This window comes from Sphingomonas sp., assembly GCF_045810705.1.
GTDB lineage: Bacteria > Pseudomonadota > Alphaproteobacteria > Sphingomonadales > Sphingomonadaceae > Sphingomicrobium.
This window is the reverse complement of record NZ_JBJMVI010000020.1, coordinates 1-12,524: the sequence shown is the minus strand read 5'-3', so window position 1 is coordinate 12,524 and position 12,524 is coordinate 1. Positions and strand designations below refer to the sequence as shown.

Annotated in this window: 14 protein-coding genes; 9 read left to right on the top strand and 5 right to left on the bottom strand. The window is 65.3% G+C overall.

Annotation, left to right across the window (positions count from 1 at the left end):
• Positions 1 to 2: 2 nt before the first annotated feature.
• Positions 3 to 2,213, bottom strand: a complete 2,211-nt coding sequence (locus ACJ8FR_RS11940) for a M20/M25/M40 family metallo-hydrolase (protein WP_407828862.1) — start codon at positions 2,211 to 2,213, stop codon at positions 3 to 5.
• 120 nt (positions 2,214 to 2,333) lie between these two features.
• Here ACJ8FR_RS11940 and ACJ8FR_RS11935 point away from each other — a divergent pair, with 120 nt between their 5' ends.
• Both ACJ8FR_RS11935 and ACJ8FR_RS11930 read left to right on the top strand, forming a co-directional pair.
• Positions 2,334 to 3,362 carry an aspartate-semialdehyde dehydrogenase gene (locus tag ACJ8FR_RS11935; protein WP_407828861.1) on the top strand — a complete coding sequence of 343 codons (1,029 nt, stop codon included), beginning with the start codon at positions 2,334 to 2,336 and terminating at the stop codon, positions 3,360 to 3,362.
• Positions 3,359 to 3,787, top strand: coding sequence for a GNAT family N-acetyltransferase (locus ACJ8FR_RS11930; RefSeq protein ID WP_407828860.1), 429 nt, complete (start codon positions 3,359 to 3,361; stop codon positions 3,785 to 3,787). Before ACJ8FR_RS11935 ends, ACJ8FR_RS11930 begins: the two co-directional genes overlap by 4 nt.
• Before the next feature lie 13 nt (positions 3,788 to 3,800).
• Here the strand turns inward: ACJ8FR_RS11930 and ACJ8FR_RS11925 are convergent, their stop codons facing one another.
• Both ACJ8FR_RS11925 and ACJ8FR_RS11920 read right to left on the bottom strand, forming a co-directional pair.
• A complete protein-coding gene (locus ACJ8FR_RS11925) occupies positions 3,801 to 4,463 on the bottom strand; it encodes a Fe2+-dependent dioxygenase (protein ID WP_407828859.1) in 663 nt (220 codons plus the stop codon).
• 7 nt (positions 4,464 to 4,470) lie between these two features.
• Complete coding sequence (locus ACJ8FR_RS11920; protein ID WP_407828858.1) at positions 4,471 to 5,478, bottom strand: hypothetical protein; 1,008 nt, start codon at positions 5,476 to 5,478, stop codon at positions 4,471 to 4,473.
• A 47-nt stretch (positions 5,479 to 5,525) separates the two neighbouring features.
• On the opposite strand from ACJ8FR_RS11920, the gene ACJ8FR_RS11915 reads away from it, so the two are divergent.
• Together ACJ8FR_RS11915 and ACJ8FR_RS11910 are read left to right on the top strand one after the other, a co-directional pair.
• Positions 5,526 to 5,972 (top strand): GFA family protein, encoded by a 447-nt coding sequence (locus ACJ8FR_RS11915; RefSeq protein ID WP_407828857.1) that lies wholly within the window; start codon positions 5,526 to 5,528, stop codon positions 5,970 to 5,972.
• A complete protein-coding gene (locus tag ACJ8FR_RS11910; RefSeq protein WP_407828856.1) occupies positions 5,969 to 6,724 on the top strand; it encodes an alpha/beta fold hydrolase in 756 nt (251 codons plus the stop codon). The genes ACJ8FR_RS11915 and ACJ8FR_RS11910 overlap by 4 nt, the downstream gene beginning before the upstream one ends.
• Positions 6,725 to 6,767: 43 nt before the next feature.
• On the opposite strand, the gene ACJ8FR_RS11905 is transcribed toward ACJ8FR_RS11910, so the two are convergent.
• A complete protein-coding gene (locus ACJ8FR_RS11905) occupies positions 6,768 to 7,187 on the bottom strand; it encodes a hypothetical protein (protein WP_407828855.1) in 420 nt (139 codons plus the stop codon).
• 117 nt (positions 7,188 to 7,304) lie between these two features.
• Positions 7,305 to 7,793, bottom strand: a complete 489-nt coding sequence (locus tag ACJ8FR_RS11900; protein ID WP_407828854.1) for a peroxiredoxin — start codon at positions 7,791 to 7,793, stop codon at positions 7,305 to 7,307.
• 104 nt (positions 7,794 to 7,897) lie between these two features.
• On the opposite strand from ACJ8FR_RS11900, the gene ACJ8FR_RS11895 reads away from it, so the two are divergent.
• From ACJ8FR_RS11895 to ACJ8FR_RS11875, 5 genes are all read left to right on the top strand, one after another.
• Complete coding sequence (locus tag ACJ8FR_RS11895; RefSeq protein WP_407829112.1) at positions 7,898 to 8,470, top strand: YqgE/AlgH family protein; 573 nt, start codon at positions 7,898 to 7,900, stop codon at positions 8,468 to 8,470.
• Positions 8,471 to 9,108: 638 nt separating this feature from the next.
• Positions 9,109 to 9,444: a hypothetical protein gene (locus ACJ8FR_RS11890; RefSeq protein WP_407828853.1), complete on the top strand. Its 336-nt coding sequence runs from the start codon at positions 9,109 to 9,111 to the stop codon at positions 9,442 to 9,444.
• A 99-nt stretch (positions 9,445 to 9,543) separates the two neighbouring features.
• Positions 9,544 to 9,861, top strand: coding sequence for a hypothetical protein (locus tag ACJ8FR_RS11885; RefSeq protein WP_407828852.1), 318 nt, complete (start codon positions 9,544 to 9,546; stop codon positions 9,859 to 9,861).
• A gap of 123 nt (positions 9,862 to 9,984) precedes the next feature.
• Complete coding sequence (locus ACJ8FR_RS11880) at positions 9,985 to 11,484, top strand: winged helix-turn-helix domain-containing protein (protein WP_407828851.1); 1,500 nt, start codon at positions 9,985 to 9,987, stop codon at positions 11,482 to 11,484.
• A 112-nt stretch (positions 11,485 to 11,596) separates the two neighbouring features.
• Positions 11,597 to 12,524: adenosylhomocysteinase (locus tag ACJ8FR_RS11875; protein WP_407828850.1), on the top strand; the 928-nt coding region annotated here is incomplete at its 3' end.

Genomic DNA, 12,524 nt, shown 5'->3' with positions numbered 1-12,524 from the left:
GGTCAGAGCTTCACTTGGCTGCGCGTGATGGTCGAGTCGGGCGCATATTGGGGAATGGCATCTCGTGGGCGCGCGGCGGCCAGCGCCGCACCTTGCGACGGAAGGCCGAAGCGCGTCGAGAACAGTTCGGCCGTCACTGGCCGCCTATCGCCAAAGACGGCTTCGATCACCAGCCCGTCGCACGAGCGGCCGGTGCAGCGCAGTGCCGTTTTCGTCGATTTGCCGTTCTTGGGAATAGGCACGGCCTCGCCCGGCAGCCCGAGGGCGAGGACCTTTGCGCCCTCCGGGAAGCGGATTGCGACGGTGTCGCCGCCACCCGGCGATATGGCGATCCGGAGGCGTCGTCCGCTGCCTGCGGGCGTGCTTGCGAGCAGGCGGGCGGTGGCCACCGGCGTGGCGATCAGGGGCGCCTGCGAGACCCAGCGCTGGCGCCCGTTGTAAGGGAGCACGGCCTTGCGCCAGGTCCCCGGCATTGCGGCCGGAAGCGGTGCTTGCTTGGTGGCGATCGCCCAGCTCGCCGAGCCGCGGGCCGCGTCGTGGAAATAATCGATGGTGAAGCCGAGCGGCCGCTCGGCGCTGGCGCGCGGCATTGCCAGCGCGGCGGCGGACAGGCCGGCTGCGGCAATCGTCAACATGACGAGCGACGGGCGCAGCCGCGTGGGCTCCAGCTCGATCAGCACCGGAAGCACGGCCAGGGCGGCGAGCGGCGCGACCGCCCACAGCGGCCCGTCGACCAGCAGCATCTCGATCAGCGCGAGGAGCTCGGCGAACATCAGGAGCTGGATCAGCGCCGCGCACCACGCGAGCAGCGTCGCGCCTTGCGGCGACCGCTCGCTGAGCGCGATGCCCAAAAGTCCCAACGCCGGTGCGATCAGGAAAAAGATGATTGCTCCGGGCATGGCAAGGCTGAGCGCTGAACCGAGCAGGAGCACCACCAGCCATGTCGCGGCCCGCAAGGGCTCGCGTGCGAGGCGGCCAAATCGAGCGAGGACTGCCGTCATGACCAGGACGACCAGCGCATAGACCGCGAGGTAAGCGACCAGCGGATAGGCGCGCCAGAAGTCGCCTGCGCGCAGCAGGCTCAAGACGAAGCCCGCAATGGCTCCGCCCGCGGTCCCCCCGACCACCATCATCGCCGCGACAAGGAGGGGCCTGCCCGCTGCCTTGCGCAGCCAAGCGAGGGCCAGCGCAAGACCCAGAAGCACCGCGAGCATCAGCGCAGCGACGGTCAGCGGCAGATGAATGAACATACGGCCGACGATGTCGGTGAAGACGGTCCGGCCGGTCCCAGCCGCTGCAGGATCGGGCAGCGACGCAAATGTTCGAGTGGCGGCGAGCACTTCGCTGCCGAGGTGCGCGACCATTGCCGGATTGAGCGCCGCAAGACTGTCGCCGGGCGAATGGTAGCGCGTTTCATTGCCGATGAAGCCATAGTTGAGCAGGGTCCAGCCGCGCGGCTTGAAGAAGACGACGTCGGTGGTGTTCGGGATCAGCCTCGCGAAATCGGTGCTGAGCGAATTGGCGAAGGGCCGCCGCGCAGCGCTTTGGTAGGCTGCGAGGGCGGCACCGTTCGGATCGCTGGTTTCGTACATCAGCGCCGGGCCGGTGACGCCCCGCCCGTCGATGTTGATCAGCGAATTGACCTGGCGCGCTTCCGGGTCTCGGCGGACGAATGCCGCGGCGCCATTGAGCCCGAACTCCTCACCCTCGTTGAACAGCAGGGTCACCGGGCGGGGCGGCGGCGCGGCTTTCAGGATGGACGCGACTTCGAGCAGCGTTGCGACGCCGATCCCGTCGTCTCCCGCGCCCGGGCCCGTCGGCGTGCTGTCGTAATGCGCGTTGAGCAGCAGGTGCGGGCCGGGCGCGCGTCCGGGGACCGACGCAATGACGTTACGGACCCGCGAGCAGCTGACCACGGGCGACTTGGGAAAACCACTGCAATCCTCGACTTCCTGAACGCGGGGCTGCAGGCCGATGGCGCTGAGCTCCGCGATCAGCCGCGCGCGGACGGCGTCGTCGGCAGGCGTGTCGACGGGATGTGCGCGCTGATCGCCGAGAATGCGCTGCAGGCGCGTGAAAGCACGACTGGTGTCGAACTGCCCGGCAGCGGCAATCGCCGGCGCGCGGGGCGGCGCGATCAACACGCCCTTCAACGCGAACGCTGCAAGCAGCAATGTCACGAACAGCAGGGCCCGCCACAAATTGCGATCCAAGGTCATCGGTTTTTCCCCCTCACCAGCGCGGCAAGTGTGACACGTCCGTGCGCGTTGACAATCGGTGGCCCGACGCCCACCTCGCCAGCCACTTCAGACGTGCACAGAAAGCGAACAGGAATGGGTTACCGGGTCGCGGTTGTCGGGGCGACAGGCAATGTCGGGCGCGAGATCCTGAATATCCTCGCCGAGCGCCAATTCCCGCTCGATGAGGTTGCGGCGGTCGCGTCCGCGCGCTCCACCGGCGACGTGATTGATTTTGGCGACAGCGGCGAGGAGCTCAAGGTCAGAAACCTCGAGCATTTCGACTTCGCGGGCTGGGATATCGCGTTGTTCGCTGCCGGCTCGGAGGTGTCGAGAAATTACGCATCAAAGGCCGCCGCCGCAGGCTGCACGGTGATCGATAATTCATCGCTCTTCCGGATGGACCCCGACGTTCCCCTGATCGTGCCGGAAGTGAATTCCGATGCGATCGGCGGGTATCGGAAGAAGAACATCATCGCCAATCCCAATTGTTCGACCGCGCAGCTGGTCGTGGCGCTGAAGCCCCTTCACGACGCGGCGAAGATCAAGCGGGTGGTCGTCGCGACCTATCAATCCGTCTCTGGGACCGGAAAGGCGGCGATGGACGAACTGTTTACGCAGTCGCGCAACATCTTCGTCGGCGATTCCAACGAGCCCGAAGTCTATCCCAAGCAGATCGCCTTCAATGTCATCCCGCAGGCCGGCGATTTCCTCGACGACGGCTCGACCACCGAGGAATGGAAGCTGGTCGTCGAGACCAAGAAGATTCTCGATCCGGCGATCAAGGTCAGCGCGACGTGCGTCCGGGTGCCGGTGTTCGTCGGCCATTCGGAGGCCGTGAACATCGAGTTCGAGAACGAGATTTCGGCCGACGAGGCGCGCACGATCCTCCGGGAGGCGCCGGGCGTGATGGTGGTCGATAAGCGCGAAGACGGCGGTTACGTGACGCCGGTCGAGGCGGTCGGCGAATATGCCACTTACGTCAGCCGCATCCGCGAGGACCCGACGGTGGACAATGGCCTGTCGCTATGGGTGGTCAGCGATAATCTGCGCAAGGGCGCCGCGCTCAACGCCGTCCAGATCGCCGAGCTGCTCGGCCGCAAGCATCTGCAAAAGGCGGCATGACGATCAGACTCGCGCGCGCAGAAAGCGAGCGCGAACTCCTTGACCCCGAGATGGTTGGTGAGTGGGCCGATGAGCTGGCCGACCTTTGCAGGGTCCGAGCCGAAGGGCCCTGGGGGGTTCATGTCGCGAGGGACCGGGGCGAGCCGGTCGGTATTGGCTTGTTCAAGGGCCCGCCGGACGAACAGGGCTGGGTTGAGCTCGCCTATTTGACCTTCGTTCCGTGCCGCGGTCGCGGCATTGCGACCGGAATTGCCAGAGAGCTGGTTCGAATTGCCGCCGACGAGAAAATGGCTGGCATTCGGGCGCACACTCTTCCCGAAGAGAATGCGTCGACCGCCGTGCTGCAGCGCAATGGATTCGTTTGCAGGGGAATCGTCACCGACCCCGCCGATGGCGATGTGTGGCGGTGGGAGCGCCTTTGCTAGGGCACTGACCGGCTTAAGGTTTTTCACCCCAATAGCGGAGCAGCTGGGCCTGGATAAACTGCATGCGCGTGTAATTCTCCGCGCTCATGTTGAGTCCTTCGAGCGCGGCGACCTCATTCAGATCGTACAAGAGGTTACGGCGGAACGGGTCTTGGATACGGCTCTGGATGAAGGTGATTGCCACCAGCCGTTCGCCCTTTGTGACCGGCTCCACTTCGTGCATCGTGTCCGACGGGTAGATGATCGCCTCGCCAGCACGCAGTTTGAAGTGCAGATTCGCATCGCCGTACCGCACGTGAAGCGAACCCCCTTCATAGCTTTCGGGATCGTTGAGGAAGACCGTGCAGCTGAGGTCGCTGCGCAGCTCGCCTTGGGGCGATCGGAGGAAAGCGGCGTCGGTATGAAAGCCGTACTTCATCCCCGGGCGGTAACGCGTCAGAAAGGGAGGGGCGATGAACACCGGGAAGGCAAAATCGCGGAACTCTTCGCTTCGCGTGAACGCCTGCAGGAGTAGCTGAGAGCTCTTCTGAAAGGCCTGGGGCTCGTGCAGTTGCTCGTTCACCTTGGCGGTGTTGTGCGGATTGGTGATCCGTCCATCGACGAACGGCGCGGTAGCCGCAATCCGCTTGCACTCGGCGATCTCTGTGTCGGTCAGCAGCTGCAAGATCCGGTACATAAACCTCTTATTCCTCGGCGCGGCTCAGTGCGCGGGCCAGCAGCGGCGACTTTTCGGCGCTGGCGCGGAGCATGGCAAGCGCGGCATCGATCTCGCCGCCCTGAAGGCGGATCTCCTGGGCGATGAGCTCGTCGCGCAATGCCGGGCTGTACTCATATTCCAATGCCTTCGAATAGCGCTGCATCAGCGGACCGGCCGCGATCGCTTCGATCCGGGCCCGATCGGCGCTGAAGCCGAACAGGTCGGCGGCGCGCGCCAACTCCTTGCCCATGCCGACCAGCATCGAATCGAAATCGGCCCACGCGATATGGCGGTCGGTCATCGCGTCCGCCGCCGCCTCGAGTGTCGTCATCTCACATGCCCAGGCCGCGGCAGCGCGCTCGGCGTCGTTGCGGGCGGGCGGCAGTGCAATCCCGCGCGCCGCCAGCCGCTGGTTGCGGTAGTCGCCCAGCCCATGCAGTTCCTTCAGGCTGTTCTCGCCGGCAAGAATGCTCGCGACGTAGTTCCGAGGGCGCGCATACATGAGCAGCGCGCGTTCCCCCGACGGGATCAGCTGCGCGGCGATCTCACTGGCGAAGCTCGTCGCCTTGACGCAGGCGATCTCGCCGGCGGCGAAGGTCCGCGACATGAGCTTGGGTACCGGGCCGACGTAGCGTGCGCGCACGTCCGGCGGGGCGAGAGCGAGGTCGCGCAGCAGGCGCGGCTCGCGCACGCCGAGCACTCCGTCGATCTCGCCCAACAGCCGCGAGATCAGCGTCGAGCCGACGTGGCCGATGTGAAAGATCCACCGAGCGTCGCTCCGCATCTCGCCGCCGACTGCCGCCTCGATCTCGGGCCACGGGACGATGTGGGCGTCGACCGGCTGCTGGATCAGGCGGTCGTCGAGGAAGCTTGCGGCGCGGTAGCTGTCGCGGTCCATCGCCACCAGTCGCACCGTACCGGACGACGGGTCGAGCGCCTGCGCGAGCCAGGTCGCATCGCTGGCGATCTGCTCGGCCGTGGGAGCGCTGGACATGCCGCCCCTTAGCCGCGCAAGGGGCCGGTCACCAAGGGAGGTGAGTCATGGCTGCGCCAATGACCGGCGGCTGCGCGTGCGGACGGATCCGCTACACCGTCACCGTCGATCCAGAGGAATCCTATCTCTGCCATTGCCGGATGTGTCAGCGGGCGACAGGCTCGGTGTCCATTGCCTTCGCCACCTTTTCGCTCGACGGTCTGCGTTGGGACGCGGAGCCGGACTGGTACGACAGCTCGCCGATCGCGCGCAGGCCGTTCTGTCGCCAATGCGGCACGTCGCTCGGCTTCATCTTCAAGCAGGACGCACGCAGGATGGATTTGACGGTCGCCAGCTTCGACGATCCCAGTCACTTCGCGCCGAGGCATCACTTCGGCGCCGAAAGCATGCATCGAGCATGGGCCAATACCGAAGGCCTACCGGAATATCGCACGGACCAGTATCAAAAACTGGTCGACAAATGGGTCGAGGCCACGGGCCAGTTCCCGGGATGAGCGAGGCGCGGGTCCACTTCTGGGCGGCCTCCGACGGCATCGAGCTCGCCTATCACGAGCTCGGTGAGGGCAGGCCGGTGATCCTGCTCCATGGACTGTTTTCGGACGCCAACATGAACTGGATCAAGTTCGGCCATGCCGAGCGGATCGCGGGCGACGGCTTTCGCGTGATCATGCCCGACCTTCGCGGCCACGGGCTGAGTGGCAAGCCTCATGAGCTCGAACATTATCCGCGAGGGATCCTGGCCCGGGACCTGCGCGAGCTGGTCGCGCATCTCGGCCTCGGCGAATTCGACCTCGGCGGCTTCTCGCTCGGCGCGCGGACGACGGTCGAAGGGGTCGGCGAAGGCCTCAAGCCGCGCCGCGCCATTCTCGGCGGGGCAGGGCTCGAGGGCCTCAGGCACTGGGAGCGGCGCAAGACCTTTTTCCTCGAGGCGATCGAGCTGTTCGACCGCGTTCCGCGCGACGACCCGCACTGGCTCTCGGTTCAGTTCATGAAGAGCCAGAAGATCGACCGCGTCTCGGCCGCGCTGCTGCTCGAAAGCTTCGCCGACGCGTTCGTCGACTGGCTCGACGCCTTCACCATGCCGACTTTGGTCGTGTGCGGGTCGGAGGACGACGACAACGGCTCGGCCGAGGAGCTCGCCGCGGCGCTGCCCGACGCGGTCTTCCGGGAAGTGCCAGGAACCCACATGAGCTCGGTTACCAAGCCCGAGTTCGGCCAAGCGATCGCCGAATTTCTGATGGACTGATGAGTAAGGGGGCGCCCGCCCGGCGCCCCCCGCGTCAATTGCGTCAGGTCGTCGACGGGATGCCCTGACCGCGGCCGCGGCTGCTCGAATTGCCGCGGGTTCCGCCGCCGCCGCTGCGCCGGCCGAGGCTGGCATTGCCCGCGCCGGTTTCGCTCATCCCGCGCTGGCTGCCGGTTGTGGTGCCGGTTCGGCCCGACGTTGTCAGGCCGGCGGTGTCGTCCGACCCGCCGAACTGATCGCCGGAGCCGGAATTCCAGTCGCCGATCTGGTCGCTGAGGCTGCTCAGCTGGTTGCTGATCTGCGCGCGCTTCGACCACAGGAACAGCCCGGCCGCCGCCGCACCGGCCGCCGCCGCGGCAGCCGCGAACGGACGCTCGCGCGCCAATTCCATGACTCCCCAATCGCTATACTGATTGCGGCCCGAGGGATTGTTGTTGCGGCCGCTCCGATTGTTGCTCGGCATATTGCTTTCTCCTTTGCGAATGATTTCGCTTTCGAACCGGTTAAACGATTGAAAGCGTTGGCCGTTTCGTCGCAGCCGAAACAACCGGGCGAGGAGAGCCGAGTGGGCGGTGAACAGTCAGGCGGTCGCCAGCTGGTCGAGCATGGTTTCAGCGCTCGACGCGCGATATTCGCCCGGGGCTTCGACGTTGAGCTGCTCGACGACGCCGTCGTTGACGATCATCGAGTAACGCTGCGAGCGCTTGCCCATGCCGAACTTGCTGCCGTCGAACGACAGGCCGACCGCATCCGAAAACGCGCCGTTGCCGTCGGCGAGCATGACGATGTCCTCCGAGCCGTCAGCCTTGTTCCAGGCGGCCATCACGAACGGATCGTTGACCGAGATGCAGGCGATCTCGTCGATGCCCTTGGCTTTGAGGTCCTTCGCCTTGTCGACGTAGGAGGGCAAATGCCGCGCCGAGCAGGTCGGCGTGAATGCGCCCGGGACCGCGAACAGCGCGACGCGCTTGCCGGCGAAATATTCGCTGCTGCTGGTCGGCTTCGGGCCATCGGCGGCGGCAATCGACAGCGGCACGTCGGGAAGGCGGTCGCCCACTTGGATGGTCATCTTGAAAGCTCCTTTGCGTAACGGATGAAGCGCGACTTAGGCCCGGCGTATGGCGGCTTCAACACTTGCCCGCCCCGCTGCCGCGTCGCATGGTCGAAAGCATGGTGGACCAGCCGACCTTCCTGTCGGGTAAGCTGCTGCTGGCGATGCCGGGAATGGCCGACCCGCGCTTCGAGCGCGCCGTCATCGCTTTGTGCGCGCACGACGAGAACGGGGCGGTTGGCGTCGGCATCGGCCACAAGCGCGCGGGCATCAGCTTCCGCGGCCTGCTGCGCCAGCTCGACATCGAACCGGGCGAGGCGCCCGACTGCGCCGTGCACCACGGCGGCCCGGTCGAGCCGGGCAGGGGCTTCGTGCTCCACTCGAGCGACTGGGGCGGCCAGGACACGCTCCATGTGAACGGCGACAGCGGAGAGCTGTTCGCCATGACCGGCACGATCGACGTGCTGCGCGCGATCGCCGAGGGACGCGGGCCTGAGCGGTGGATCGCAGCGCTCGGCTATGCCGGCTGGGGCGAAGGCCAGCTCGACGAGGAAATGACCCGTCACGGCTGGTTCGCCGCCGGCGCGGACACGGCGATCCTGTTCGACAAGCCGACCGACGAGCGCTGGGCGGCGGCGTTCAAGGCCGAGGGGATAGATCCGCGGCTGCTGGCGAGCGAGACCGGGGTGGCTTGAGCACACGTTAGCCTCCCCCCTCATGGGGGAGGTTGGTGGGGGCCGGCCGCGTCTGCGGCCGAAGAGAGTCTTTGCTCGCCGCCACCCAACCCTCCCCACGAGGGGGAAGGCTCATCGGCTGCTCCAGCTGAATGTTCATCAATGTTCACGGTGACGGCGGCGAAACGCAGCAAACGCAGCGATCCTACGCGTGCGCACGCGCGAGCCGGGGGGTGCTTCGTCACGCGGAATAAACCCGACGTGACGTCGATCGACACCGCTGCGCGGGTCGTCGGCCGAGGCGGGAAGCTGAGGCGGTCGCTCATCGGGCATGATGAACCATGAAGTGCCGGCTGTAGGACAGCATTTTCTTTGGCGGGCGGCAGTAACACCTTCATCACAACAGGTTCCACTGTCGTTCGGCCGGCGGGTTCCTCGACGAACGGCATGCGACACGGATGTGAAGTGGCCCGGCATCGAAGTCGGAGCGGCCGGCCAGATCGGCGAGCTTCAACATCCGGTGGTCCTGCTGCGCACGCATTATCACGATGATCAGAACATCATCGGCTGTTCATCATGGGCACGTTGGCAGACCGAACCCCACGCAGGCGCCATCGCGGGTGAGTCGCGAAGTTCACACATCTCACAAGGAAAACGCCATGAGAAAGCTTCTTCGTGCAACTGCATTAGTCGTCGGCGCCGGTCTGATGGCCTCACCGGTAGTCGCCGGCGAAATCACCGGACCGCCGCCGACGGGGAACGTTCCCTCTCCGCCGAATACCAGCATTAGCAATGGCAATTCGCTTTGTTCGTTTTCGGGCCTGAATGATACGCCTCTTGGACTTCCCGGAATCGATCCGGGCGGGCAGGTGCAGTCATTTGGCTATTTCATGTCTCAGTTTGGCTTGTACGATCCGAGCGATCCCGCGCAGCGGGACAGCTTTGCCTTCCCATCTCAGGGCTGCAATCCGCAGCATACGTTTGGCAGGCACTAAATGACCGCAAGGGGTGGGGTCGCGGTAACGCGTCCCCCTCCTTGAGCCCACGACCAAGATCCGCTTTCCACGCGTTTAAGACACAGTCGAGCCACGGTGATGAATCGAGGTACGATGCCGGCCCTTATTCAACTTGCAGCAGCGGCTCTGATTGCCGCGCAGCAGTTCGACGCGTCCGCCCCGGCACGACAGAGCAGCGCGGACCAGGCGATCGCACGCGATCAGATCTGCTACAGGCTCGCGACCGCCGAGGCATATCCACTCGACCTTCGAAACTGCCTGGCCTTTGCCCATTCGCCAAATGCTGCGTTCAAAACGCAGGTCTGTAATTTTCTGAAGGAGACGGACCAGCTCGCCGATTTCGAGTTCATGTCTTATGCTGCCTGCATGTCGTCGTCGCCATCTGCATCAGAATGAGTAGGTGGCATTTCACCAACTTCTGTGTTTGCCTCCGCTCGCGGTTGCGATGAAAGCTTGGCGGTGGGCGCCGATTAGACCATGATCACCAGCCGATGACCTGCCGATCGGACGGAGGAACTGGTGAACGCAGCAGCGACGTTTCCTCTCCGTGTCGCCGAACTGACCATCGACCCGATCCGACGCCGCATTGCTGGCCCCGGCGGCGAAGCCCCGATGGAACCGCTGGTCATGCAGCTGCTCCTGCAACTCGTCGACCGTCAGGGACAGGTGCTGCCACGGCGTGATCTGTTCGATCACTTGTGGGGGAACGCTCAGGTCGGTGACGACAGTCTCAACCGGCTGGTCGGAAGCCTCCGGAAAGCGCTCGAACGGACGAGTTCCGGCGCGGTGCAGATCGAAACGGTGCCCCGGGTCGGATATCGATTGATCACCGAGCCGCGGGGCGGCGGCGTGACGCGGCCGATCACCCGCCGATCGCTTATCGCCGCCGGTGCGTCCTCGTTGGTGGCGCTCGGTGGAGCCGGGCTGTGGCGCGCGCGAAAGCAGAGTCGCGTTGCTGAGGCACGGCGCTGGATCGACCGCGGCGATATCCTGCTGCGCGACGCAGTTCCGCTCCAGGCCGGCGACGCGTTGCCGCCGTTGCGCTCAGCGCTCGGGATCGATCCTACGAACGCGAAGGCGCTTGGGCTGCTGGCGCTGGCTGAAGAGACCCGCGCGAACAACGGCGGGAGCGCCAATGCCGGCGAGACACTACGGGCTGCAGAGGAGGCTGCGCGAGCAGCGCTGCAGCGCGATCCAGGCGAGCCGCATGCGCGCCTCGCGATGATCGATATCACGGCCGGCAATCTTGACTGGTCTCAAATGGAAGACCGGCTGGAGGCCCTGCGTGCATCTGCGCCGGCCAACCTGCATGTACTCGGCAGCATGACATCGTTTCTTCAGGCCGCAGGGCGAACATCCAGGTCCTGGTTGTACAATGAACAAGCAGTGGCAGCCGCTCCGACCTCACCTACGCCCCAATGGCGGCGGGCCCTCCGGCTTTGGACGGGGGGCCGCGACGAGGAGGCGGTAAATCTAAGCGAACGGTTGCTGCCGCTGTGGCCCAGGCACGCACTGGTGTGGAACGCGCGTTTCATGATCCTCGCGTTCACGGGTCGGACAGGCGCAGCCTCGGCGATGCTTCGTAGCGGGGCGGGCGCGCCGGGTAACGCGCATCCCGTTACGCTTGCTCAATGGCTGCCTACCCTCGACGCCTTCGCCGAACCGAGCCCCACGTCCATCGCAAGTGCAAGAGAGGCCAATCTTGCGGCGGCGCAGCTCAATCCCGGCCAGGCGACGTATGCTGCCATGGCGCTCAGCCACCTAGGTGAAATTGATGCAGCATTCGCCGTTATCGACGGCCTGTTGCTGAGCAAGGGGCCGCTGGTGGCAAATCGGCCGATCGTCCCGCGCAGCTTCGTGGCAAATTCGCCGAGCTGGTGCCGAACCCAGTGGCTGTTCCTGCCCCCGCTCGCGGCTGTCCGTAACGACGTCCGCTTCAAAGGTTTGTGCGAGGAGATCGGATTGGCGCGCTATTGGCGGCAGCGGGGTGTCCGTCCGGATACACGGCTCCCCGGCTAATCTCTACGCGCTGCTCCGTCATATAAAGCTTTCCTTATATGTTGCCCTGCGCTAGGGGCGGCGCATTCGCGCTCCGCCGAGCGCACCATCACAAGCTTTGGAGAATCTCGACGTGGCGACGCAGGCTGAAACCCGTTTCAATGACTATGTCGTGAAGGACCTCGGCCTGGCCGACTTCGGCCGCAAGGAGATCGAGATCGCCGAGACCGAGATGCCGGGGCTGATGGCGCTGCGCCAGGAGTTCGGCGGCACCAAGCCGCTCAAGGGCGCGCGGATCACCGGGTCGCTGCACATGACCATCCAGACCGCGGTGCTGATCGAGACTTTGATCGAGCTCGGCGCCGAAGTGCGCTGGGCGTCGTGCAACATCTTCTCGACGCAAGACCATGCCGCGGCGGCGATCGCGGCGCGGAACATTCCCGTGTTCGCGATCAAGGGCGAGACGCTCGAGGATTATTGGAACTATGTCGTCCGCATCTTCGACTGGGGCCATGATACGACCTGCAACATGATCCTCGACGACGGCGGCGACGCGACCATGTTCGCGCTGTGGGGCCATCGGGTCGAGCAGGGCGAGGCGCTGTTCGCGCCGTCCAACGAGGAAGAGGAGATCTTCGCCGCGACCTTGAAGCGCTTCCTCGCCGAGCGGCCGGGCTATCTCACCAAGACCGTCGAGGCGATCAAGGGCGTGTCGGAGGAAACCACCACCGGCGTTCACCGGCTCTACGAGCTCGCCAAGCAGGGCAAGCTCCCGTTCCCGGCGATCAACGTCAACGACAGCGTGACCAAGTCGAAGTTCGACAATCTGTACGGCTGCCGCGAGTCGCTGGCCGACGGCATCAAGCGCGCGACCGATGTAATGGTGGCGGGCAAGGTGGCGGTGATCTGCGGGTACGGCGATGTGGGCAAGGGCTGCTCGCATTCTCTGCGCGGCATGGGCGCGCGCGTGATCGTGACCGAGATCGATCCGATCTGTGCGCTTCAGGCGGCGATGGAAGGCTATCAGGTGCTGACCCTGGAAGACACGCTCAGCTACGCCG

Bases quoted from the DNA above. Each gene is read 5' to 3' on its own strand.
- ACJ8FR_RS11935 (WP_407828861.1), top strand. From the start codon at position 2,334: ATGGGTTACCGGGTCGCGGTTGTCGGGGCGACAGGCAATGTCGGGCGC.
- ACJ8FR_RS11910 (WP_407828856.1), top strand. From the start codon at position 5,969: ATGAGCGAGGCGCGGGTCCACTTCTGGGCGGCCTCCGACGGCATCGAG.
- ACJ8FR_RS11905 (WP_407828855.1), bottom strand. From the start codon at position 7,187: ATGCCGAGCAACAATCGGAGCGGCCGCAACAACAATCCCTCGGGCCGC.
- ACJ8FR_RS11900 (WP_407828854.1), bottom strand. From the start codon at position 7,793: ATGACCATCCAAGTGGGCGACCGCCTTCCCGACGTGCCGCTGTCGATT.
- ACJ8FR_RS11920 (WP_407828858.1), bottom strand. From the start codon at position 5,478: ATGTCCAGCGCTCCCACGGCCGAGCAGATCGCCAGCGATGCGACCTGG.
- ACJ8FR_RS11890 (WP_407828853.1), top strand. From the start codon at position 9,109: ATGAGAAAGCTTCTTCGTGCAACTGCATTAGTCGTCGGCGCCGGTCTG.
- ACJ8FR_RS11915 (WP_407828857.1), top strand. From the start codon at position 5,526: ATGGCTGCGCCAATGACCGGCGGCTGCGCGTGCGGACGGATCCGCTAC.
- ACJ8FR_RS11925 (WP_407828859.1), bottom strand. From the start codon at position 4,463: ATGTACCGGATCTTGCAGCTGCTGACCGACACAGAGATCGCCGAGTGC.
- ACJ8FR_RS11885 (WP_407828852.1), top strand. From the start codon at position 9,544: ATGAATCGAGGTACGATGCCGGCCCTTATTCAACTTGCAGCAGCGGCT.
- ACJ8FR_RS11930 (WP_407828860.1), top strand. From the start codon at position 3,359: ATGACGATCAGACTCGCGCGCGCAGAAAGCGAGCGCGAACTCCTTGAC.